General features: G+C 70.4%; 21 protein-coding genes. 11 read left to right on the top strand and 10 right to left on the bottom strand.

From position 1 onward, the window contains the following. The first annotated feature begins 153 nt into the window (after positions 1-153). From MFF06_RS09365 to MFF06_RS09345, 5 genes are read left to right on the top strand one after another with little or no spacing between them, the layout of a single operon-like run. On the top strand, positions 154-1,374 hold the full coding sequence (locus tag MFF06_RS09365; RefSeq protein ID WP_238203165.1) for an ABC transporter substrate-binding protein: 1,221 nt from the start codon (positions 154-156) through the stop codon (positions 1,372-1,374). 7 nt (positions 1,375-1,381) lie between these two features. Further along, complete coding sequence (locus MFF06_RS09360; RefSeq protein ID WP_238203163.1) at positions 1,382-2,245, top strand: branched-chain amino acid ABC transporter permease; 864 nt, start codon at positions 1,382-1,384, stop codon at positions 2,243-2,245. Further along, on the top strand, positions 2,242-3,213 hold the full coding sequence (locus tag MFF06_RS09355) for a branched-chain amino acid ABC transporter permease (RefSeq protein WP_238203161.1): 972 nt from the start codon (positions 2,242-2,244) through the stop codon (positions 3,211-3,213). The genes MFF06_RS09360 and MFF06_RS09355 overlap by 4 nt, the downstream gene beginning before the upstream one ends. Continuing rightward, positions 3,210-3,938 (top strand): ABC transporter ATP-binding protein, encoded by a 729-nt coding sequence (locus MFF06_RS09350; RefSeq protein ID WP_238203159.1) that lies wholly within the window; start codon positions 3,210-3,212, stop codon positions 3,936-3,938. The genes MFF06_RS09355 and MFF06_RS09350 overlap by 4 nt, the downstream gene beginning before the upstream one ends. 1 nt (position 3,939) lies before the next feature. Then, on the top strand, positions 3,940-4,644 hold the full coding sequence (locus MFF06_RS09345) for an ABC transporter ATP-binding protein (RefSeq protein ID WP_442411847.1): 705 nt from the start codon (positions 3,940-3,942) through the stop codon (positions 4,642-4,644). Here MFF06_RS09345 and MFF06_RS09340 read toward each other — a convergent pair. Next, positions 4,629-5,876 (bottom strand): alpha/beta fold hydrolase, encoded by a 1,248-nt coding sequence (locus tag MFF06_RS09340; RefSeq protein ID WP_238203156.1) that lies wholly within the window; start codon positions 5,874-5,876, stop codon positions 4,629-4,631. The genes MFF06_RS09345 and MFF06_RS09340 overlap by 16 nt on opposite strands. Next, positions 5,873-6,562, bottom strand: coding sequence for a GntR family transcriptional regulator (locus tag MFF06_RS09335; protein ID WP_238203155.1), 690 nt, complete (start codon positions 6,560-6,562; stop codon positions 5,873-5,875). Before MFF06_RS09335 ends, MFF06_RS09340 begins: the two co-directional genes overlap by 4 nt. A gap of 192 nt (positions 6,563-6,754) precedes the next feature. Here MFF06_RS09335 and MFF06_RS09330 point away from each other — a divergent pair, with 192 nt between their 5' ends. The 6 genes from MFF06_RS09330 to MFF06_RS09305 all read left to right on the top strand — a co-directional run bounded on the left by MFF06_RS09330 (position 6,755) and on the right by MFF06_RS09305 (position 11,975). Further along, positions 6,755-7,147, top strand: a complete 393-nt coding sequence (locus MFF06_RS09330) for a carboxymuconolactone decarboxylase family protein (RefSeq protein WP_238203154.1) — start codon at positions 6,755-6,757, stop codon at positions 7,145-7,147. 92 nt (positions 7,148-7,239) lie between these two features. Then, on the top strand, positions 7,240-8,136 hold the full coding sequence (locus tag MFF06_RS09325) for an NAD(P)-dependent oxidoreductase (protein ID WP_238203153.1): 897 nt from the start codon (positions 7,240-7,242) through the stop codon (positions 8,134-8,136). 2 nt (positions 8,137-8,138) lie between these two features. After that, positions 8,139-8,966, top strand: coding sequence for an N-acyl homoserine lactonase family protein (locus MFF06_RS09320; RefSeq protein ID WP_238203152.1), 828 nt, complete (start codon positions 8,139-8,141; stop codon positions 8,964-8,966). A gap of 112 nt (positions 8,967-9,078) precedes the next feature. Then, a complete protein-coding gene (locus MFF06_RS09315; protein WP_238203151.1) occupies positions 9,079-10,080 on the top strand; it encodes a TRAP transporter substrate-binding protein in 1,002 nt (333 codons plus the stop codon). A 27-nt stretch (positions 10,081-10,107) separates the two neighbouring features. After that, positions 10,108-10,695 (top strand): TRAP transporter small permease, encoded by a 588-nt coding sequence (locus MFF06_RS09310; protein ID WP_238203150.1) that lies wholly within the window; start codon positions 10,108-10,110, stop codon positions 10,693-10,695. Next, positions 10,692-11,975, top strand: a complete 1,284-nt coding sequence (locus MFF06_RS09305) for a TRAP transporter large permease (protein ID WP_238203149.1) — start codon at positions 10,692-10,694, stop codon at positions 11,973-11,975. The genes MFF06_RS09310 and MFF06_RS09305 overlap by 4 nt, the downstream gene beginning before the upstream one ends. A gap of 88 nt (positions 11,976-12,063) precedes the next feature. Here MFF06_RS09305 and MFF06_RS09300 read toward each other — a convergent pair whose 3' ends face one another. From MFF06_RS09300 to argE, 8 genes are all read right to left on the bottom strand, one after another. Beyond that, positions 12,064-13,245: an MFS transporter gene (locus MFF06_RS09300; RefSeq protein WP_238203146.1), complete on the bottom strand. Its 1,182-nt coding sequence runs from the start codon at positions 13,243-13,245 to the stop codon at positions 12,064-12,066. A 38-nt stretch (positions 13,246-13,283) separates the two neighbouring features. Next, positions 13,284-14,876: an alpha-amylase family glycosyl hydrolase gene (locus tag MFF06_RS09295; protein WP_238203144.1), complete on the bottom strand. Its 1,593-nt coding sequence runs from the start codon at positions 14,874-14,876 to the stop codon at positions 13,284-13,286. 71 nt (positions 14,877-14,947) lie between these two features. Then, positions 14,948-16,615, bottom strand: a complete 1,668-nt coding sequence (locus MFF06_RS09290; protein ID WP_238203142.1) for an alpha-amylase family protein — start codon at positions 16,613-16,615, stop codon at positions 14,948-14,950. A 392-nt stretch (positions 16,616-17,007) separates the two neighbouring features. Beyond that, positions 17,008-17,973 (bottom strand): LysR family transcriptional regulator, encoded by a 966-nt coding sequence (locus tag MFF06_RS09285; protein WP_238203140.1) that lies wholly within the window; start codon positions 17,971-17,973, stop codon positions 17,008-17,010. Between the two features lie 61 nt (positions 17,974-18,034). Continuing rightward, complete coding sequence (locus tag MFF06_RS09280) at positions 18,035-18,709, bottom strand: DUF1028 domain-containing protein (RefSeq protein WP_238203138.1); 675 nt, start codon at positions 18,707-18,709, stop codon at positions 18,035-18,037. Beyond that, positions 18,706-19,131, bottom strand: a complete 426-nt coding sequence (locus MFF06_RS09275; protein WP_238203136.1) for a RidA family protein — start codon at positions 19,129-19,131, stop codon at positions 18,706-18,708. Before MFF06_RS09275 ends, MFF06_RS09280 begins: the two co-directional genes overlap by 4 nt. A 35-nt stretch (positions 19,132-19,166) precedes the next feature. Then, positions 19,167-20,438 (bottom strand): flavin-containing monooxygenase, encoded by a 1,272-nt coding sequence (locus MFF06_RS09270; protein ID WP_238203134.1) that lies wholly within the window; start codon positions 20,436-20,438, stop codon positions 19,167-19,169. A 126-nt stretch (positions 20,439-20,564) separates the two neighbouring features. Next, positions 20,565-21,710 carry an acetylornithine deacetylase gene (argE, locus tag MFF06_RS09265; protein ID WP_238203132.1) on the bottom strand — a complete coding sequence of 382 codons (1,146 nt, stop codon included), beginning with the start codon at positions 21,708-21,710 and terminating at the stop codon, positions 20,565-20,567. Positions 21,711-21,730 lie beyond the last annotated feature (20 nt).

Genomic DNA, 21,730 nt, shown 5'->3' with positions numbered 1-21,730 from the left:
GCTTTTGCGGAAACAGTCAGACAATCTGACAGAAAGCGGGGGAGACATCGCGGACCGTCCAGCCACTCACGCCCCCGGGCGGGGCATGGTGCGGGCGCGGCCATCCCCTCCGCGGGGCCGGGATCGGTCCCGAAGGCTCGGAGGGAGGATACCATGGCGGATCGGGTGAGCGGAGGAGCGCGTCCGACGCGCCGCGCGGCGCTGGCGGGTCTCGCCGGGGCCATCTCGACGCCGGCCCTGATGCGGAGCGCCTGGGCGGCCGAGACCGTCAATGTCGGCGTCGCCGTGCCGCTCTCGGGGGCGAACGCCCAGTTCGGCGTGAACTCCCGCAACGGGATCGAACTCGTGGCCGAAGAGATCAATGCGGCGGGCGGGATCAAGGCGCTCGGCGGCGCCAGGATCAACCTCGTCATCGCGGATTCCACCTCGACGCCGACCAACGCCGCGAACGTCGCCCAGCGGATGATCACCCAGAACCGCGTCAGCGCGATTCTCGGCGCCTTCGCCTCCTCGCTCACCATCGCCATCTCGGAGGTGACGGAGCGCCGGGACGTGCCGCTGCTCACCATGTCCTTCGCCGACCAAGTGACGGGCCGCGGCTTCAAGAACGTGTTCCAGGTGGTCGCCAAGGCTTCGGTGATCGGCGCCGCGCAGTTCGACGGCACGCTGGCCATCGCCAAGGCGGCCGGGCAGACCCTGGAACGCGTCGCCATCATGTACGAGGACACGGCCTACGGCACCGCCCAGGCGGTGGGCCTGCGCGAGGGCGCCAAGCGGGCGGGCGTCCAGATCGTGATGGACGACGCCTACCCCCTCGGGATCACCGACGTCACGCCCCTCATCAACAAGCTCAGGGCCTCGAACGCCCAGGCGGTCTTCCCGGTCTCCTATCTGAGCGACAGCCTGCAGATCATCCGGGTGATGCGCCAGCAGGGCATCACCATCCCGGCCATCGGCGGCGCCGCCGGCTACGTGATCCCGGATTTCGAGAAGGGCCTCGGCCCCTTCGCCGAGGGCGTGCTGTCGGTGGCACCCGCCAACTACGATCTCGCGCCGGACCTGACGGAGCGCTTCCGCAAGCGCTACGGCTACTTCATGGTCCACGAGGCGCTGGAGCACGCCGTCTGCATGGACGTGCTCGCGAAGGCCATCGAGAAGGCAGGCAAGGCCGATCCCGCCGCCATCCGCGCCGCCCTGGCGGGCGCCCGGTTCGAGGGCGGCTGGACCCGGGCCATGACGGGCGGCGCCGTCCAGTTCGACGCCAACGGCCTCAACACGCTCTCCGTGCCGGTGATGGTGCAATGGCGGCAGAAGGAGCTCGTGACCGTGTGGCCGGAGCCGTACGCGAAGGGCAAGGCCCTCTGGCAGAGCTGACGCGCAGATGCTCGCCCTGACCCAGGCCGTCCTCGACGGCGTGATGATCGGCGGCGTCTACGCCGTGATCTCGATCGGCCTCACCCTCGTCTTCGGCGTGATGGGCATCGTGAACTTCGCGCAGGCCGAGTTCCTGATGCTCGGGATGTTCGTGGCGTGGTTCCTCTGGGCCTATTGCGGCCTGGATCCGCTGCTCGCGGCGCCCATCGCCTTCGTGGTGGTGGGCGGGATCGGGATGTTGACGCAGGAACTCCTGCTCCGCCGGGTGATGAACGCCCCCCCGGTCGCGCAGATCTTCCTGACGGTCGGGCTGCTCATCGTCCTGGAGAACGGGGCGCTCCTCCTGTTCGGATCCGACTACCGCTCGGTCTCGACGCCCTATCAGGCGGAGGCGCTGAGGCTCGGGCCGCTCTTCGTGAGCGTCCCCTACCTCCTCGCCTTCGCGGCGTCCGCCGTCTCCGGGCTGGCGCTGTGGTGGTTCCTGCGGGCGAGCCCCTACGGGCGGGCCATGCGGGCCACCGCGCAGGATCCGATGGCGGCCCGGCTCTCGGGGATCGACGCGGACGCGATGCGGCGCCTCGCCTTCGGGCTGGGCGTCGGCCTCACCGCCTTCGGCGGCGCCGTGATCCTGCCCTACCTGACGGTCTCGCCCACGGTCGGCGGCCAGTTCGTCGTGCTGATGTTCACGGTGGTCGTCATCGGCGGGCTCGGTTCCATCGCCGGCGCGGTGGTCGGTGGCCTGTTCGTCGGCATCGTCCAATCCCTGTCGGGCCTCGTCTTCCCGATCCAGTTGCAGAACCTCGTCCTGTTCTGCGTCTTCATCGCGGTGCTCGCGCTCCGGCCCGAGGGACTGCTCGGAGCACGCCGATGAGCCGGCCCCTCGCCCTCGGCGCGGCCGCCTCCCTGGCGGCCGCCCTCGCCCTGCCCCTCGGGCTCGATCCGCAGGGCTACGCCATCCGCGTCGCGACGCTGGTCTTCCTGTTCGGCGCCATGGCGCAGAGCTGGAACGTGGTGGGCGGGCTCGCCAACCAGATGTCGCTCGGCCACGCGGCGTTCTTCGGCATCGGCGCCTACACCTCGACGCTCCTCCTCGTGCATGTCGGCCTCTCGCCCTGGATCGGGATGCTCGCGGGCGGGGTCCTCGGCGCCGCCGCGGCGGCGCTCATCAGCCTGCCGACGATGCGGCTCTCGGGCCATTACTTCGCCCTCGCGACGCTCGCCTTCGGGGAGGTGATGCGGGTCGTCGCCAATTCCTGGTCGGGGCTGACCGGCGGACCGGCGGGCATCTCGGTGCCCTTCGCCCCCGATTCCCTCTGGCTGTTCAACTTCAAATCGACGCTGCCGCACTACTACATCGCGCTGGCCGCCCTCTGCCTCGTCACGGGCGTCTTCGTCGCCATCAAGCGCTCGGCGCTGGGCTACCGCCTCCGGGCGGTGCGGGAGAACGTGGACGCGGCCGAGGTGGTGGGCGTGAACACGGCCCGCACCAAGCTGATCGCCTCCGTGGTGTCGGGGGGCCTGATGGCCATGACGGGCACCCTGTTCGCGCAGCTCAACTTCTTCTTCGATCCCGATACCGTGTTCGGCGCCGCGCCGGTCTCCATCCGGGTCGCGCTCATCGCCATCGTCGGCGGCGTCGGCACCGTCGTCGGCCCGATCATCGGGGCGCTCGTCATCATCCCCCTGGAGGAGGCGGCGAACCTGTTCCTGTCGAGCCAGGTCGCCGGCCTGTCGGGCTTCGCCTACGGGCTCATCCTCATCGCCGTGATCCTCATCCAGCCGCACGGCCTCGCGACACTGGGACAACGGTGGCGCCGCAAGGGGAAGGGCACGCCGTGAGCGCCGAACCGATCCTCTCCCTCCGGGGCGTCTCGAAGCGCTTCGGCGGCCTCCAGGCGCTGGGCGACGTCACCTTCGACGTGCGCCGGGGCGAGATCCTAGGGCTGATCGGCCCGAACGGGGCGGGCAAGACGACGCTGTTCAGCGCCCTCGTCGGCCTGCACCGGATCGATTCCGGCTCGATCCTCCTCGGGGGGCGCGAGATCGCCCGGCTGGCGCCCCACCGCGTGGCGGCGCTGGGCCTGACCAAGACCTTCCAGAACGTCGCCCTGTTCGCCGATGCGAGCGTGCTCGACAACGTGCTGATCGGCGGCCTGCTGCGGCGGGACGTGGCGGGCGCGCGCGCCTTCGCCGCCGAGTGCCTCGCGCGTGTCGGGCTCACGGGCATCGCGGACAAGAAGGCGGGCGACCTCTCCTTCCCGGAACGGGCGCGGGTGGAGGTGGCCCGGGCCTTGGCCACCGAGCCGACCGTCCTCCTCCTCGACGAGGTGATGGCCGCCCTGAACCACGCCGAGACCGCCGAGATCGTCGCCCTCCTGCGCCAGCTCCGGGCGGAGGGGCTGACGCTCATCGTGGTCGAGCATCACATGAAGACGGTGATGGCGCTGTGCGACCGGATCGTCGCCCTCTCCTTCGGCCGGTTGCTGGCCAGCGGCAGCCCGGCCGAGATCGCCCGGCACCCGGACGTCGTCGCCGCCTATCTCGGACGCGAATATGTCGGCTGACCTGCTCACCGTCGCGAACGTCACGGCGCGCTACGACAGGGTCGAGGTCCTGCGGGGCGTGTCGCTCTCCGTCGGACCGGGCGAGTTCGTTTGCGTCATCGGCGCGAACACCGCCGGCAAGTCGACGCTGCTGCGCACGATCTCCCGCCTCGTGCCCCGCTCGGCGGGCACGATCGCCTTCGGGGGCCAGGACCTGATGCGGATGCCGGCCCACAGGGTGCCGGCGCTGGGCATCGCCCACGTGCCGGAGGGCCGGCACGTCTTCCCGGACATGAGCGTCGAGGACAACCTGCTCACCGGCGCCTTCACCTGCCGCACCGATCCGGCCATCCCGAGCCGGATGGAGGAGATCTTCGCGCTCTTCCCCCGCCTCCGGGAGCGGCGGACGCAGCGCGCGGGCTCCATGTCGGGCGGCGAGCAGCAGATGGTCGCCGTCGGCCGCGCGCTGATGCTGGCCCCGCGCCTCCTCATGCTGGACGAGCCGAGCCACGGCCTCGCCCCCATGGTGGTGGAGGAGCTGCACGCCGCCCTGGTCAAGATCCACGCGGGCGGCACCGCCATCCTCCTCGTCGAGCAGAACACGCAGCTCGCCCTGTCGGTGGCGACGCGCGGCCTCGTGCTGGAGAGCGGTCGCGTCGCCCTGGAGGGCAGCGCGGCGGCCCTGCGCGACGATCCCCGGGTGCGGGAAGCCTATCTGGGGCTCTGATCGCCCGGTTCGCCGGCCATCCGGTCGAGTTCCGGAACGACATGCGTCCGGAACAGGTCGGGGTGCTCGCTCATCGGGAAGTGGCCGAGCCCCGGCATGGGCACGAAACGGCTTCCGGGGATCAGGGCGGCCAGCGCCTCGCCGTCCGCGACGGTGGCCGAGTAATCGTACTCGCCGGTCATCAGCGTCACGGGCACGCGGCCCGTGTCGATCCGCGGCCCCGTGACGTGCCCGTCGAACTCCTCCGAGTAGAAGGCAAGGTCGCCCGTGTACACGCCCGGCCCGCCCTGGGCGTAGATCCAGGCGGCGCGGCGTCGGTGGCCGACGGGACCCAGCGGGCTCATCAGGCCCCGTACGTAGGCGGCGTTGTGCGCGCCGCCCGAGACGGCGGCGTGGGCGAGGTAGGGGTTGCGCCGGCCGGGCGAGCGCAGGGGCGGCTCGAGGGCGAGGACGCCGCGCAGCAGGTCCGGCCGCTCGGCCGCCGCGACGAGGGCGATCGCCGCCCCCATCGAGCAGCCCACGAGGATCGCGGGCTCGCCGACGACCCGCTCCAGGGCGGCCACCACCCAGGCGAGGTAGGTCGCGGCGTCGAGCCGGTAGGCGCCGCCGTCCCAGTCCGGTGGCGGCATCGTGCGGCCGTGGAAGGGCAGGTCGAAGGCCACGAGCCGGAAGCGCGCGGCGAGGTCGGTGTCGGCCAGGAGGGCGCCGTACTGGCGTGAATCGGCGCCCGCCGTGTGCAGGCAAAGGACGGGCGTGCCCGACCCCGCCTCCTCGACATAGAGGTCCGCGTCCGCACCGGCCGCGCTCGCCGGGACGTAGCGGCCGCGGATCTGCCGCACGTCGCGCCGGACCGGCGGCGCCGCCAACGCCTCCGGCGTGCGCAGGATCTCGACCAGCCGCTCCAGCGCCGGCCGCGCCTGGGCGATGCGCAGGGGATCGCCCTCCAGCGAGACCGCCGGGTTGGCGAGTTGCCATGCCGTGAAGGAACTCGCCCCCCGCGGCGGCCGGGCGGACAGGATCTCCTCCCACGCGGCGGCGGTGGCGGTGACCGCGATGTCCGCCCGCCCGGTCTCACCGGACTCGACCGAGGGCGCCCCGTCCGCGACGGACAGATCGACCCGCGCGCCCTCGACCGAGAAGGCGACCCGGACGGACAGGCCCCGGGCCGAGGCCAGGAATTCCGGGTCGGCGAGCGCGAGCCGGAGCCGCCCGGCGAGGCGGGGGAGGATCATGACCGGTCCTCGGCGTTCGGAGAGGGGTGCGCCGCGAGGAGGCGCAACGCGACGTCCGCGGCCCGCTGGACGTGCTCGCGGCAGGCCGTGAAGGTCTCGTCGGGGTCGCGCCGGTCGATGGCGTCGATCACCCGCTTCAGTTCCTTGACGGTCCAGGCGAGGCGGCCGGGATCGGAGAGGGAGGTCGCCCGCAACTGCATGTTGCGGTTGAGGAGCTGGTCCAGCATCCGCGCCACGTAGGCGTTGCGGGCACCGGCGAGCAGCACGTCGTAGAACCGGCGCTTGATTGCAAGCAGGTCCTCGCGGGTCGCCCCCGGTCCGCGCCGGGCGAGATCCTCCCACACGGCGCGCAGCTCCGCCCGCTCCTCGTCCGTGGCGTGGCGGGCGAAGCTCTCGCCCGCGAGCGCCTCCAGGACGCCGCGCACGTCGTAGATCTGCGCGGCCTCCTCGGGGGAGAGATGGGCGACGAAGGGACCCCGGTTCGGCTGCACCGTGACGAGGCCCTCTGCCTCCAGGAGCCGCACCGCCTCGCGGACCACGCTGCGGCTCGCGCCGAACAGGTCGCAGAGCACCCGGTCCGGCAGGTGCTCGCCCGGCGCGAAGCGGCCGTTCACGATCGCGGCCCGCAGACCCTCCTCGACCTGCCTCCGCATGGGCTGCGGCACGATCCGCAACGACTCACTCATCCCACCCACCCGCTGCTGAGCATTCCCGCCGGAGGCCGCGCTGGTTCGGCGCCCGGAAATGCAACGATTCCCATGACCGGGCGCCCCGTCCGCCACCGCCGGACCGCGGACAGCGCGCCTGCCCTGTCGCGCAAACTCGATTGTCAGATTGACTGACGATCAGGTATAGGTTGCGCGACCACGGAGGACAACATGGCTGAAAGCGAGCAATTCCAGAAGGGCCTCGAGGTGCGCCGCGCCGTGCTCGGCGCCGAGTACGTGGACGGCGGCCTCGCCAAGGCCGACGACTTCATGATGGCCTTCCAGCGCATCACCACCGAATGGTGCTGGGGCTACGCCTGGACGCGGGACGGCCTCGACCGGAAGACGCGTTCGATGCTCAACCTCGCCATGCTTACCGCTCTCTCGAAGCCCGCCGAGCTCAAGCTCCACGTGAAGGGCGCGCTGGCGAACGGTGTCTCCGTCGAGGAGATCAAGGAAATCCTCCTGCACGCGACGGTCTATTGCGGCATCCCGGCCGGGCTCGACGCCTTCAAGGCGGCCCACGAGGTGCTGAAGGCCGAGGGCGCCGTCCCCGCGGCCTGACCCGCCGCGGCCCACCGGCCCGGGGCGGTGGGCCGATTGTCTTACAATGATCGGCGGCCCCTGGGCGGGGCCCGGCAGGGAGGCACACCACCATGACGACACGCGACGGGGCCGCCACGCGCATCGCGTTCTTCGGGCTCGGCAAGATGGGCCTGCCCATGGCCACGCGCCTCGTCGAGGCGGGCTGGTCCGTCACGGGCTTCGATCCGTTCCCCGCCGCCCGCGACGCCTTCGCGGCGGCTGGAGGCCGCGCGGTTGCCGAGCCGGGCGCGGCGGTGGAGGGGGCCGCCACCCTCATCCTGATGCTGCCGGACGGGAAGGCGGTGCGCACCCTCCTGACGCAGACCGAGGGGGTCGCGGGCCGTCTCGCCTCCGGCACCCTCGTGGTGGACATGAGTTCCTCCGCCCCCGTCGGCACCCGCGACTTGGCCGCCGAACTCGCGGCCGAGGGCGTCACCCTGATCGACGCGCCGGTCTCCGGCGGCGTCAAGCGCGCCATCGACGGGTCGCTCGCCATCATGGTCGGGGGCGAGGCGGAGGCCGTCGCGCGGGCAACGCCGCTCCTGGAGGTCATGGGCGGGTCGATCTTCGCCACCGGACCCATCGGCTCCGGCCACGCCATGAAGGCGCTCAACAACTACGTCTCGGCGGCGGGCCTGACGGCGGCCTGCGAGGCCCTGCGGGTGGGACGGAGCTTCGGCCTCGATCCGACCTTGATGACCGACATCCTCAACGTCTCCACCGGCCGCAACAACTCGACGGAGGTGAAGCTGAAGCCCTTCGTGATTCCGCAGAGCTACACGTCCGGCTTCTCCCTGGCGCTGATGGCGAAGGACCTGCGCACGGCGGACGACCTCGCCCGCCATGAGGGCGTGGCCGCGCCCCTCTCCGGGGCGGTCTCGGCGCTGTGGGCGGAGGCGCTCGCCGAACTCGGGACTTCGGCGGACCACACGGCGATCGACGCCTTCCTCGGCCGACGGGAGGCGTGAGCGTGGGCGAGCCCTACGAGGTCCTCGCCCTCCGCTACGCGACGCACGAGCGCCCCGCCTCGGCCAACCTCCTCTACCCGCCGGGCCCCGGCGAGGACCCGCATGACGGGCCGATGCCGATCGACTACTTCGTCTGGGTCTGCCGCAACGCGCAGCGCACCGTGGTGGTCGATACGGGCTTCGACTGGCCGGCGGCCCGGGCGCACGGGCGCACCATGCTGCGCCACCCGGTGGAGGGCCTGAGGGCGCTCGGCGTGGATCCCGAAGCGGTCCGCGACGTGGTGATCACCCATCTCCATTACGACCATGCCGGCAACCTCGGGGCCTTCCCGAACGCCACCTTCCACCTCCAGGACGAGGAGATGGCCTACGCCACCGGGCGTTGCATGTGCCATGCCCGCCTGAGGTCCGCCTTCGCCGTCGAGGACGTCGTGAGCATGGTCCGGCGGGTTTATGACGGGCGCGTCGCCTTCGTGGACGGCGCGGCCGAGATCGCGCCGGGCCTCAGCGTGCATCACGTGCCGGGACATACGCGGGGGTTGCAATGCGTCCGGGTGGACACGGTCCGGGGGCCGGTCGTCCTCGCCTCCGACGCCGCGCATTTCTACGCCAACCTGGAGCGGCAGAACCCCTTTCCCATCGTCGTCGATCTCGCGGCCATGATGGAGAGCTGGACGACGCTCCTGCGGCTCGCGGGCGACCCGGACCGGATCGTCCCCGGCCACGACCCGCTGGTGCGCTCGTTCTATCCGGCCGAGCCCCTCGGCGGCGGCGAGGCGGTACGGCTCCACGAGCCGCCACGGCGCGCCCCGGGGGTTCCGGGGGCCTGACCGAGGCGGGACGGCCGTCACGCCGCATCGGTACTTGCGGCGGCGGCCCTCACCTGCAAGTCTATCCAAAATTCAATCCGCGCGAAGACGTGGATCGGTGTGGGAGGTCAAGATGACGGTTCGGATCCTCGGTGCCTTTGTCTGCGCGCTCGCCTTCGCGGCCCCGGCCGCGGCGCAAACCCCGATCGTCATCAAGTTCAGCCATGTCGTGACGACGGACACGCCCAAGGGCCAGGGCGCGGAGCGGTTCAAGCAACTCGCCGAGGAGCGCACCAAGGGTGCGGTCAAGGTCGAGATCTATCCGAACAGCACACTCTACAAGGACAAGGAAGAGGTGGAGATGCTCCAGCTCGGCGCCGTGCAGATGCTGGCGCCGTCGACGAGCAAGTTCGGGCCCCTCGGCGTGAAGGAATACGAAGCCTTCGACCTGCCCTACATCTTCCCCAACGAGCAGGCGCTGCGGCGCGTGCAGGACGGGCCGATCGGCCAGGGCCTGTTCAAGAAGCTCGAAACCAAGGGGATCAAGGGCCTCGGCTACTGGGACAACGGCTTCAAGATCCTCACGTCCAACAAGCCGATGCACGGACCCGAGGACGTCAAGGGCCTGAAGTTCCGGATCCAGTCCTCGAAGGTCCTGGAGGCGCAGTTCAAGCAGCTCGGTGCCCTGCCGCAGGTGCTGGCCTTCTCCGAACTCTACCAAGCCCTGCAGACCGGCGTCGTCGACGGGCAGGAGAATCCGCCCTCGAACATCACGACCCAGAAGATCAACGAGGTGCAGAAGCACGCCACGCTGACCTACCACGGCTATGTCGGCTACGCGGTGATCGTGAACAAGGGCTTCTGGGACGGCCTGCCCGCCGACATCCGCACCACCCTCGAAGGGGCGATCAAGGACGCGACGGCCTACGAGCACGAGATCGCCGACAAGCAGAACGAGAAGGCGCTGGCCGACATCCGGGCCACCGGCAAGACCGAGGTCTACACCCCGACGGAGGCGGAGAACGCCGCGTGGCGCAAGGCTCTGGCGCCGGTCCAGCGCGAGATGGCCTCGCGGGTCGGCAAGGATCTGATCACGGCGCTCAACAAGGAGACCGAGGGCGCTCCCAACAACTGATCCCGCCGAGGCACCCCCGGACCGACCATGTTCCTGAAAATCCTCGACCGGCTGGAAGAAGTGCTGATCGGATCGCTGATGGCGGCGGCCACAGTCATCACCTTCGCCACCGTGGTGCACCGCTTCCTGTCCGGCATCCCGGCCCTGCAGGACTATACCGACCGGATCGACTTCGGCTGGTCCCAGGAACTGTGCATCTACATGTTCATCTGGGTCGCGAAGTTCGGCGCGGCCTACGGCGTCCGCACCGGAATCCATGTGGGCGTCGATGTGCTGGTGAACCGGTTGCCGCCGGGGGCGCGGCGGACCATGGTCCTGTTCAGCCTCGCTGCCGGCGCGCTCTTCACCGGCATCGTCGGAACGCTCGGCACGAACTTCGTCTGGCGCATCGGCCACACCGAGCAGACCACGCCCGACATGGAGATCCCGGTCTGGATCGTCTACCTCGCGATTCCGCTCGGCTCCTATCTGATGTGCTTCCGCTTCCTGCAGGTGGCGTGGGGCTACTGGACGACCGGGCATCTTCCCGCCCGTGACCATGCCCATGTCGACGGCGTCCCGACGGTGGAGGGCGTCGATCCGGTTCAGCTCGGCCGCGAGGGAGGACCCGCATGAGCGGCCTGATCATCTTCGGGCTGCTCATCGCCCTGATGCTCACCGGCATGCCGATCTCGATCGCGCTCGGCCTGACGGTGCTGACCTTCCTGTTCACGCTGACGCAGGTGCCCATCGAGAGCGTCGCGCTCAAGCTGTTCACCGGGATCGAGAACTTCTCGATCATGGCGATCCCGTTCTTCATCCTCGCCGGCAACTTCCTGGCCCATGGCGGCGTGGCGCGGCGGATGATCGCCTTCACCACCTCCCTCGTCGGGCACTGGCCGGGCGGCCTCGGCCTCGCCGGGGTGGTGGCCTGCGCGCTCTTCGCCGCCGTGTCGGGATCGAGCGTGGCGACGGTGGTGGCCATCGGCTCCATCATCCTGCCCGCCATGGTGGCCGAGGGCTATCCGCGCCGCTTCGGCGCCGGGGTGATCACCACCTCCGGGGCGCTGGGCATCCTCGTCCCGCCCTCGATCATCCTCGTGCTCTACGGGGTGTCGACGAATTCCTCGATCGGCAACCTGTTCCTGGCGGGCGTGGTGCCAGGCATCGTCCTCTCGGCGATGCTGGCGGGCGTCACCTTCGTCATCGCCAAGCGGCGCGGCTATCCGCGCATGCCGAAGGCCACCTGGGGGGAGCGCCTGCGCGCCTTCCGCGAGAGCGCCTGGGGCCTGTTCCTGGTGGTGATGGTGATCGGCGGCATCTATGCCGGGATCTTCACGCCGACCGAGGCCGCCGCGACGGCCGCCGTCTACGCCTTCGTCATCGCGGTGTTCGTCTACCGCGACCTGAAGCTGTCGGACGTGCCGCGCGTGCTCCTCGCCTCCGCGAACATGAGCGCGATGCTCCTGTACATCATCACCAACGCGGTGCTGTTCTCCTTCCTGATGACTTCCGAGAACATCCCGCAGACGATGGCGGCGTGGCTGATCGCGATGAACTTCAGCCCGCTGGTCTTCCTACTCGTGGTCAACATCATCCTGTTGATCGCCGGCAACGTGATGGAGCCCTCCTCGATCCTGCTGATCATGGCGCCGATCCTGTTCCCCATCGCGGTGAAGCTCGGGATCGATCCGATCCATTTCGGGATCATCATGGCGGTCAACATGGAGGTGGGCCTCTGTCACCCGCCGGTCGGGCTCAACCTCTACGTGGCGAGCGGCATCGCCCACATGGGCATCTCCGAGCTGACCGTCGCGGTGATGCCCTGGCTGTTGACGATGCTTGTGTTCCTGATCCTCGTCACCTACTGGCCCGGCCTCTCCCTGTGGCTTCCCCGGGCGCTCGGGGCGATGTGACAGCCGCCGGATACGCCGTTCAGGCGGCGGCCGTGGGCGGGTGGAGTGCCGGTCTCCGCCGGGGGGAAGGGGCCTTCGGGCTCTCCCGTCATCGTAGAACCGGCTTCGCGTGCAGGCGGCGGGCGAACGGGAGGGCAAGGGCGCACAGCGCGGCCATGACCCAGAACGCCCCGGCGCCGAAGGCGCCGTACAGCAGGCCGCCCATGGCGGTCAGGGCCGCCGACGCCACGCCGAGACCGAGGTTGCCGTAGAGCGTCTGCGCGCTCGCCGCGAGCCGCTCCGGAACGACCCCGGCGAACAGATGCATGGCGGTGAGGTGCAGCAGCGCGAAGGTGAACCCATGCGTCGGCTGGACCATGGCCAGAACCGGAACCGAGACGGTCGTGGCCATGACGGACCAGCGCAGGACGCCCATCCCGGCCGCCAGCATCGCCGCCCGGGCCGTGCCCAAGCGCGCCAGCAGCCAGGGGCCAACGAGGACGAAAACGACGACCTCCGAGGCGACCGCCTCGGACCAGAGCAGGCTGATCGCGCCCGGGCCGATGCCGGCCTCCCGCCAGCGGATCACCGCGAAGCCGTCGTTCAGGGCATGGCTGCCGATGATGAGCGCCGCCACCACCGACATGCGCCGGAACGGCGCAAGGGCGAGGAGTTCGCGCAACCCGCCGAAGCCGAGGCTCGGAAGCCCTGTCCGTGCCGGCGCGCGCGGGACGCACGCCGTCGCAGCCGCCGTCAGCAGGAACAGCAGGCCGCACGACACGACGATGCTCGCCAATCCGGCCCAGCCGATGAGCAGCCCCGAGACCAGCGTTCCGAGGACGAAGGCTGCGGAGCCCGCGCCCCGGACCCAGCCGTAGGAGAACGTCCCCTCGCGCTCCGCGGCGGCGAGGGCGAGCGCATCGGCGAGCGGTGCGAGGGCCGCGGTGGCGCCTGCGTGCAGCACGCTCACCACCAGCATCGGCCAGAAGCCGACGCCGGCGAGATAGGCGAAGGCGATCAGCCCCGAGGCGGCGGCGGCGATGCCGAGCACACCCCGCGTGGCGGCGTAGCGGTCCGCGACGTGACCGGTGATCGGACCCGCCGCGATGCGCATCAGCGTCCCCGCCGCGAGCGCGATGCCGATCTCACCGGGCGAGAGGCCGCGCTCGCCGAGGAAGCTCGGGAGGAAGGGCGAGACGGTGCCGTAGGCGGCGTAGAGCGCGCCCTGCAGCAGCACGAAGGCGGGAAACGAGCCCGACAGGACGCGCCTCCGGGGCGTTGTCGTCTCCATGGCGTCCGCTCCCCGCATCGCCCGGTCCGATGAGGGCCCTACTCGGTCAACCGAACGATCAGCCCCTCATTCGGACGCAGCCGGATCACGGGCCCGGCCGGTTCGCCCTCCCGGTCCAGCATCGTCGTCAACAGCACATGTCCCCTTCGCCCCTCCGGCAGGGTCCAGTCGGCCGGCTCGGCCCCGAAATTGAGGATCACCGCGATCGTCTCTCCGGCGCCCGTTCGCTCGAAGCCGAGCACCGCGCCGTCGTTCCCTATCGCCCGGTAGTCGCCGATCGACAGGGCCGATGTGCCCCGGCGGAGCGCGAGGAGCCGGCGGTAGAGGGTGAGGATCGAGCCGGGATCGTCCGACAGGGCCGCGACGTTGCGCACGGCCCGGTCCGCCGACAGCGGCAGCCAGGGCACCCCGGTCGTGAAACCGGCGCCGGGGCTCGCATCCCACTGCATCGGCGTGCGCTGCGGATCACGGCCGAAGCCGAGGCCGGGCTCGGACTTCTCCCAAGGGTCCTGGACCCGATCGGGCGGGATGTCGACGCGGGCGAGCCCGATCTCGTCGCCGTAATACAGGGTCGGCGTCCCCCGCAGGGTCAGGAGCAGCATGGCGGCTACGCGGGCCTGGGTGTCGCCGACCCGGGCGGCGATGCGCGGCTGGTCGTGGTTGCCGAGGACCCAATTCGGCCAGCCTCCCTCCGGCAGGGCGGCTTCGTAGTCCTGGATCAGCCGCGTGATGGCAGGCGCGTTCCAGGCGGCCTGAATGAGCTGGAAGTTGAACGGCAGGTGCGCGCCCGTGAGGTCGCGGCCGTAATAGGTGACCAGCCGTTCGATCGGCAGATAGATCTCGCCGATCAGCACGCGCTGCGGATAGGCGTCGAGCACCTGCCGCATCTCGGCGATCACCGCGTGGATCTCGGGCTGATCGGTCGAGTGGATCTGCAGCAGGCTGTCGATCTCGGGGCGCCCGGGATGCCACGCGGGATTGGGCGGGTTGTCGCGGAAATCCGCGTCCTTCATCAGGTGCCAGATCACGTCGACGCGGAAGCCGTCGACGCCCCGGTCGAGCCAGAAGCGCAGGGCGTCGTACATCGCCTGGCGCACGTCGGGGTTGCGCCAGTTCAGGTCGGGCTGCTTCGTCAGGAAGGCGTGATAATAATATTGGCCGGTGGTCTCGTCCCATTGCCAGGCCGGGCCGCCGAAATTGCTCAGCCAGTTGTTGGGCGGCGAGCCGTCCGGCTTGGCATCGCGCCAGATGTACCAATCGCGTTTCGGGTTGGTGCGGGACGCGCGGCTTTCGACGAACCACGGGTGCTCGTCCGAGGTGTGGTTCGGCACGAAATCGAGGATCAGCTTCAGCCCCCGCGCATGAGCGTCGGCGATCAGCGCGTCGAAATCGGCCAGCGTGCCGAAGAGGGGGTTGATGTCGCAGTAATCGGCGACGTCGTAGCCGTTGTCGGCCATCGGCGAGGGGTAGATCGGCGAAATCCAGATCGCATCCACGCCCAACTCGACGATGTGGTCGAGCCGGCTGCGGATGCCGGCGAGGTCCCCGATGCCGTCACCGTCCGTGTCCTGCAACGACCACGGGTAGATCTGGTAGATCACCCCGTTCTTCCACCACGTCCGAGCCGGCATGGCGATCCCCCTTCTGGCGCGTGTGACAGGCCCGACGTCGGCCGGAGCATGATGGCGGGTGGCTTCACACCTCAGGTCGTGTGCCGCCGCATGAGGGCGTCGAGCCCCCCGACCCGGAACCAGTGGTAGCCGTAGCCATCGATCATGAGGGTGTGGGAACCGTCCGCGCCGGCTTCGCTCCGTGCCCCGGTGAGCAGGTCGACCAAGACCGCGCCCGCCGGTTTGGCCACCCCGGTCTCCAGGCGCAGCTCGACCGGCTTCGCATCGAGATTGTGAAGGCACAACACGGAGTTGCCCCGCCAATCGTAGCGCAGGGCCAGGACGCCCGGATGCTCGGTTTGGAGCGAAACGACGTCGCCCCAGCCGATCTCCGGCGCCTCCTTCCGCTGCCGGATCATCCCCTGCATCCAGTTGAGCAACGACCCGGCGTCGTGGCGCTGGTCGGCGACGTTGACGTGAGGATAGCCGTAGGGGCCGCTGGCGATGACCGGGCTCACGGAGCGCTCGTTCAGGGTGAAGCCGCCATGCGCCTCGGCGGTCCACTGCATCGGCGTGCGGGCGCATTCCCGCTCCCGCAACAACAGATCGTCGCCCATGCCGATCTCGTCGCCGTAGCGCATCACCGGGGTGCCGGGCAGCGAGAACATCAGCGAATAGGCGAGGCGGATGCGCCGCTGGTCGCCGTCCATCATCGGCGCGAACCGGCGGCGGATGCCGCGGTCGTAGAGCTGCATCCGCTTGTCGGGCCCGAACGCGTCGAACACCGTCTGCCGCTGGGTCTCCGTCAGGCGACCGAGATCCAGCTCGTCGTGGTTGCGCAGGAAGATGCCCCACTGACAGGACAGCGGGCGCGGCTTCGTCCGCTCGATCGCCTTCACCAGGGGCCGGGCGTCATGGGCCGCCAGGGCGTAGAAGGTCGCTTGGTTGACCTGGAAATTGAACATCATGTTCATGCGGTCGGCGTCGTCGCCGAAATAGTCCATATCCTGCTTCGGCAGCACGTTGGCCTCCGCGAGGATGATCGCGTCGCCCTGGCGCCAGCTCAGGAATTCGCGGAAGTCCCGGAGCATGGTGAAGTGCTCGCGGGGTTTGCCCTTCACATGCGCGCCCTTCTCGGCGATCACGAAGGGAACCGCGTCCATCCGGAAGCCGGACACGCCGAGCTCGATCCAGAACCCCATGATCTTCAGGATCTCGGCCTGGACCTCGGGGTTCGCGGTGTTCAGGTCCGGCTGGAAGTCGAAGAAGCGGTGGAAGTACCAAGCCTTCGCCTTCTCGTCGTGGGTCCAGGTCGATGTCTGGACGCCGGGAAAGACCATCCCCTCGTCGGCGTTCGCGGGGCGCTTGTCGGACCAGACGTACCAGTCGCGGTAGCGGGAGTGCGGATCGGACCGGGCGGACTGAAACCAGGGGTGCTTGTCGGAGGTGTGGTTGACCACGAGGTCGATCAGCACGCGCAACCCGCGTTGCTTGGCCGCGTGGGTGAAGGCCACGAAGTCGCCGAGCGAGCCGTAGTCGGGGTCGACACCGTAGTAATCCGAGATGTCGTATCCGCCGTCGCGCTTCGGCGAGGGCTGGAAGGGCATCAGCCAGATCGCGGTGACGCCGAGCCCCTGCAGGTAATCGAGCCGCCGTTCCAGCCCGATGAAGTCGCCGATTCCGTCGCCGTCCGCATCCATGAAGGTGGCGACCGACAGGCAGTAGACGACGGCGTTCTTGTACCAAAGGTCGTTGATCATCCCGTCCCCCCGCCGCGGCGGCCCGGCGGAGCCCTGACGATGCCCCGGAGCCGCTGCCGAGCCAGAGACGGCCTCAGGCCGAATTCGGTTCCAACCCCGGAGCCCGGCCGGAGCGTTCTCCGAGATGTCCGGATGGCCTCCGCTCCATGGCCATTGCGGGGGGCGCCGCCCACGTTCGGCCGGGACCGTGCGCGCGGCCGAAGGCCGGACCGTGTCCGGAACAGGCCCCGCCATAGGTCGGGAGACCCGCCCGACATCCGCGATCCGGGGGCTGGCCACGGCGCGGCGACGGTGCCCCGCGCAAGGCGGGCCAGGAGCCTCTCACAAAACTCCCGCTGCGCCGCAGAGGCCAAAGGGAGAACTCCCGGTGATCGGGAGCTTTGTGAGGAGCTCTAAGCCCCCTCGCAGGGTTCGCGGCGGAGCCGCTCGGACTCGACCGGCGCGATCATTCCGGGAATGTAGGAGCGCGAGATGTGGGCGCGGCAATGGGCGTGGAACGCGTCCACCAGCCGCGACGGCTGCAACTCGCGCAGCGTCGCGACGCCGATCGTCATCGAACGGTGCTCCCCCGCGATCCGGACCGAGGTCAGGCCGCGTCCGTCGAGCGCCTGATTCGATTTCGGCCGGGCGTTGAAGAGGGCGTAGCCGAAGCCGTTGGCCACCATTGTGCGGACGACGTCCTGATGCGCCGAGCGCGCGGAGACGCGGGGGGCCAGCCCCTCGTTCAGGAACAGGGCCATGAAGTATTCGCGGCTCAAGGGCAGGTCGAGGAGGACGAGGGACTCCTCCGCCAACTCCTGCAGCGTGACCGCCGCCTGCCGGGCGAGCCTGTGCTTCTCGGAGACGACGGCGTAGGGCGGCAGGCTGACGAGGGGGTGGAACTCGATGTCGTCGGCGAGCCGCAGGTCGTAGATCAGGGCGATATCGGTCTCGCAGCGGCGCAGGCCCTGAAGCAGATCCTCCTGATGCCCCTCCACGTGGCTCACCTGCACCGCCGGATACGCCGTCATGAAGGACTGGCTGAGTTCGGGCACCAGCATCGGCGCGAGCGTCACCATGCAGCCGACCGAGAGCGAGCCGCGCACCGTCAGGCTGGTCTGCGAGGCGACGGTGTAGAGCCCTTCGGCCTGCGCGACCACGCGTTTCGCCTCGCTGAGCAGCGCGCGCCCCGCCGAGGTCAGGGACAGGCCCTGCGCGTGGTGGCGGACGAAGAGCTGCGCGTTCAGCTCCTTTTCCAAGTGCGAGATCGCCGTGGAGATGGAGGGCGGCGAGATGTGGATGCGTTCCGAGGCCAGCGTGATGCTGCCTGTCTCACCGGCGGCGATGAAGTATTCGAGCTGACGCAAGGTGAACCGCATGGCGGCTCATATCATGAAGGCCCGGCGGCCCGGTAGCAGCGCGCCGGGCCGCCGGGCCTGCCTACAGGTCGCCGGGAACGCCATAACTCGGCGCGGCGGAGGGATCGCGGGCACGGGTCACGTAGTCGTCGAGTTGCGGCTTGTAGCGCTCCCACAGGGCGGCGAGGGCGTCGATCGGGCAGTCCTCCGTCCAGTCGACGCGGAGGTCGGCCACCGGCCACGAGACCTCGCGCACCAGCATCATCCCGGCCGAGTGGACCGGCCCCGCCTCGCCGCCGGCCGCCAGCGCGGCCCGCATGGCCGCGATGAGGCGATCCCCGAGGGGGCCGCCCGTCCGTCCGAAGGCGTCGACCATCGCCTGGGGCACGCCCGCATCGGCGAGCATGTTGCCGCCGCAGGCGACGTCCGCGGCCCGCGCCTCGGCCCAGGTGCCGAGCGCCCGGGGTCCGGAATGGATCGCCGACCCGCCCCGCCCGTCCACCACGAGGACTTGGCGGAACTCCATGTGCGGCGCGGACCCGCGCAGCACGTCGACGACCTGCCCGGCATCGGCACCGAGCGCGAGGAGGTCGAGGGCGCGGGCGCCGAGCGACGGATCGGTCACGTTCTGGCTCGCCACGGCGCCGATGCCCGCACGGGCATGGGCACAGCGGGCCGCGACGGCGGGGGAGGAGGAGGAGACGGCGACGCCGAACATGCCCGTTTCGGCGCAGCGCGCCACGATGGAGAAGGTCATGCCGCGTCGTCCGGGATCACGGCGGTGCCGTCGATCTCGACCAGCCATTCCGGCCGGGCCAGGGCCTGGACGACCAAGCCCGTGGAGACCGGATGCACGCCGCGAATGTATTCGCCCATGGTCCGGTAGATCGCTTCGCGGTGGCGCACGTCGGTGATGTAGACCACGACCTTGACGAGATGCTCCATCCGGCCGCCGCACTCCTCGATGAGCTGGCGGATGTTCTGCATCACCTTGTGGGTCTGCTCCACGGGGTCGTGGCTGGCGATGTTCTGGGCCGTGTCGAGGTCCTGCGGGCACTGGCCGCGCAGGTAGACCGTCCGGCCGCCGCGGGTGACCACCGCGTGGCAGAGGTCGTTGTCGAGCTTCTGCTCGGGGTAGGTGTCCTTCGTGTTGAACGGACGGATCCGCGTGTGCTCCATCGGGCTCTCCTGAAATGGGGGGATGGCTGGCTGCTTCAGGCCGCAGCCTCGCGACCGGCTGCCGCGTGGTAGGCGAGGTAGCGGCGCTGGGTGGCGATGTGGTCGGCCACGAAGGCCGCGTCGTGCCAGACGCCCCAGATGAAGCTCGACCCCCGCCGGGACTGCCAGGGCAGGCCGAGGAAGTAGATGCCGGGCTCCGACGACACGCCGCGCTGGTGCTTCGGCTTGCCCCGCTCGTCGAAGGCATCGACGGCGAGCCAGCGGTAGTCGGCGGCGAAGCCCGTCGCCCAGATGATGGTGGCGATCCCCGCCTTCGCGAGGTCGAGGCTCAGGATCGGATCGGTCACGCAGGGCGAATCCGGCACGATGGCGCGGGCGCGGGCGTCCTCCGGCAGGTCGAGGCCGTTGCGGGCGGCGTAGGCGTCGGCCTCGTCGAGGACCGACAGGTAGTTGGCATCGCCCCGGTCGAGGTTCTCCACGAGGTCCGGCGCGAAGGTCAGCACGCCGTCGCGGCAGGATTCCGTGCGGCCGACGAGGAGCATCCCCTGCGCCGCGAGGCGCCGGAAGTCGACCGTTTCGCCGCCGCGCGCACCACTCACGGCGATGGTCACGTGCTCGGCGCCGGGGCCGGGGGTCGCCGCATCCCACTTGCCCAGCACGCCGAGCCACCAGCAGAAGTCGCGCCCGCGATAGGACCGGGGCGGCCGGTCGTGCGGGCCGACGGAGAGGTAGACCGTGCGGCCGGCGCGCAGAAGCTCGTCCGCGATCTGCCCGCCCGACGAGCCCGCGCCGACGACGAGGACGGCCCCCTCCGCCAACTGGCCGGGATTGCGGTACTGGCTCGAATGGATCTGGGTCAGGCCCGGCGTCTCGGGCACGAGGGGCGGGATGACCGGGTTCTGGAACGGCCCCGTCGCCGCCACGACGCTCAGCGCCTCGATCACGCCCGTCGAGGTCTCGATGCGGAAGCCGGGGCGGCGGGCGAGCTTGCGCACCTCGCGCACCTCCACGCCGCAGCGGATCGGCGCGTCGAGCATGCGAGCATAGGCCTCGAAGTAGTCGGCCACCTGTTCCTTGCCGACGAAGGCATCGGGGTCGGCGCCGGGGAATTCGAGGCCGGGGAAGCGGTCGTGCCACGCGGGCCCGTTGGCCACCAGCGAGTCCCAGCGGGCGGAGCGCCAGCGCTCGGCGATCCGCCCCCGCTCGATCACGAGATGGTCGATGCCGCACCGGCGCAGGTGCTCGCTCATCGCCACGCCCGCTTGGCCGGCTCCGACGACCAGCGTATCCACCGTCTCGACAGACATGTTTGCGACTTCCGGACTTCGTGTCTGGGATACGTTCACCGGCATCGTATCCTCCGGGAAAACGGGCGCCCATTACGTTTCGGGTTGGCCGTGCTTCGGTTTTCCCGAAATGGCGCGGCGAAGTGCCTACGCCGCCAGCCGGTCGAGGAGGCGGTCCATCAGGGCGTCGCAGGCCGCGAGTTGCGCCAGCGTGACGAACTCGTCGGGCTTGTGACCCTGGTCCATGAAGCCGGGCCCGCAGATCAGCGTCGGCGTGCCGAGGCGGTCGGCGAAGAGCCCGCCCTCCGTGCCGAAGGCGACCTTGTGGGTGTCGGTGGAGCCGACGAGGGCGCCGAGGAAGGCCACCGCCTCCGAGTCCCGGGGCGTCGCGAGGCCGGGATAGGCGTTGCGCCGCTCGATCACGAAGCGGGCTTCGGGAAACTCAGGGTGACAGGCGGCGGCGATGGCCTGCGCCTGCGCGACGATCTCGGCGAGGATCGCCTCCGGATCGTCCGCCGCGATGGCGCGGATCTCGAAATCGAGGGTGCAGCGGTCCGGCACGATGTTGAGGGCGGTGCCGCCTTGGATCACACCGACATGGATCGTCGAATAGGGCACGGCGTCATCGGGGTCGCGGGCGCCGCCCTCGGCCAAGTCCTCCTGGCGGGCGCGCAGGACGCCGACGAGGTCGCAGGCGAGGTGGATCGCGTTGAGGGCCTCAGGCGCCATGGCCGAGTGCCCGGCGACGCCGTGGCAGGTGGCGCGGGCGGCGAGCTTGCCCTTGTGGCCGGTGGCGATGCGCAGGCCCGTCGGCTCGCCGACGAGGGTGAGGCGCGGCCGGAAGCCCCGTCCGGCGAGGCGGTCGATCAGGGAGCGCACCCCGACGCAGCCGATCTCCTCGTCGTGGCTCAGCGCGAGGTGGAGGGGCACGGCGAGGTCGCGGCCGGCGGCCCGCAGGGCGAGCGCCAGCGCGCAGGCCACGAAGCCCTTCATGTCGGCGGCGCCGCGCCCGTAGGCCCGCCCGTCCGCGACGCGCAGGCGGAAGGGATCGCTCGTCCAGTCCTGCCCATCCACCGGCACGACGTCGGTGTGGCCCGAGAGCAGGATGCCGGGACGGTCGGCGGGCCCGATGGTGCAGAACAGGTTCGCCTTGCCGCCCTCCGATTCGACGAGTTCGCAGGCGATCCCGTGCTCCGCGAGGAGCGACCGCACGAAATCGATCAGCGGCCGGTTCGGATCCCGGCTCACCGTCTGGAAGGCGATCAGGCGATCCAGCAGCGCGAGCGTGTCCATCGTGCCCCTCGGTGCGGCGA

This window comes from Methylobacterium aerolatum (genome assembly GCF_022179085.1).
Lineage (GTDB): Bacteria > Pseudomonadota > Alphaproteobacteria > Rhizobiales > Beijerinckiaceae > Methylobacterium > Methylobacterium aerolatum.
Note: the sequence above shows the minus strand (reverse complement) of the source record. Positions and strands in the feature narration are given on the sequence as shown.

Bases quoted from the DNA above. Each gene is read 5' to 3' on its own strand.
- MFF06_RS09365 (WP_238203165.1), top strand. From the start codon at position 154: ATGGCGGATCGGGTGAGCGGAGGAGCGCGTCCGACGCGCCGCGCGGCG.
- MFF06_RS09360 (WP_238203163.1), top strand. From the start codon at position 1,382: ATGCTCGCCCTGACCCAGGCCGTCCTCGACGGCGTGATGATCGGCGGC.
- MFF06_RS09355 (WP_238203161.1), top strand. From the start codon at position 2,242: ATGAGCCGGCCCCTCGCCCTCGGCGCGGCCGCCTCCCTGGCGGCCGCC.
- MFF06_RS09340 (WP_238203156.1), bottom strand. From the start codon at position 5,876: ATGATCCTCCCCCGCCTCGCCGGGCGGCTCCGGCTCGCGCTCGCCGAC.
- MFF06_RS09335 (WP_238203155.1), bottom strand. From the start codon at position 6,562: ATGAGTGAGTCGTTGCGGATCGTGCCGCAGCCCATGCGGAGGCAGGTC.
- MFF06_RS09330 (WP_238203154.1), top strand. From the start codon at position 6,755: ATGGCTGAAAGCGAGCAATTCCAGAAGGGCCTCGAGGTGCGCCGCGCC.
- MFF06_RS09325 (WP_238203153.1), top strand. From the start codon at position 7,240: ATGACGACACGCGACGGGGCCGCCACGCGCATCGCGTTCTTCGGGCTC.
- MFF06_RS09315 (WP_238203151.1), top strand. From the start codon at position 9,079: ATGACGGTTCGGATCCTCGGTGCCTTTGTCTGCGCGCTCGCCTTCGCG.
- MFF06_RS09310 (WP_238203150.1), top strand. From the start codon at position 10,108: ATGTTCCTGAAAATCCTCGACCGGCTGGAAGAAGTGCTGATCGGATCG.
- MFF06_RS09305 (WP_238203149.1), top strand. From the start codon at position 10,692: ATGAGCGGCCTGATCATCTTCGGGCTGCTCATCGCCCTGATGCTCACC.
- MFF06_RS09300 (WP_238203146.1), bottom strand. From the start codon at position 13,245: ATGGAGACGACAACGCCCCGGAGGCGCGTCCTGTCGGGCTCGTTTCCC.
- MFF06_RS09295 (WP_238203144.1), bottom strand. From the start codon at position 14,876: ATGCCGGCTCGGACGTGGTGGAAGAACGGGGTGATCTACCAGATCTAC.
- MFF06_RS09290 (WP_238203142.1), bottom strand. From the start codon at position 16,615: ATGATCAACGACCTTTGGTACAAGAACGCCGTCGTCTACTGCCTGTCG.
- MFF06_RS09285 (WP_238203140.1), bottom strand. From the start codon at position 17,973: ATGCGGTTCACCTTGCGTCAGCTCGAATACTTCATCGCCGCCGGTGAG.
- MFF06_RS09280 (WP_238203138.1), bottom strand. From the start codon at position 18,709: ATGACCTTCTCCATCGTGGCGCGCTGCGCCGAAACGGGCATGTTCGGC.
- MFF06_RS09275 (WP_238203136.1), bottom strand. From the start codon at position 19,131: ATGGAGCACACGCGGATCCGTCCGTTCAACACGAAGGACACCTACCCC.
- MFF06_RS09270 (WP_238203134.1), bottom strand. From the start codon at position 20,438: ATGTCTGTCGAGACGGTGGATACGCTGGTCGTCGGAGCCGGCCAAGCG.
- argE (WP_238203132.1), bottom strand. From the start codon at position 21,710: ATGGACACGCTCGCGCTGCTGGATCGCCTGATCGCCTTCCAGACGGTG.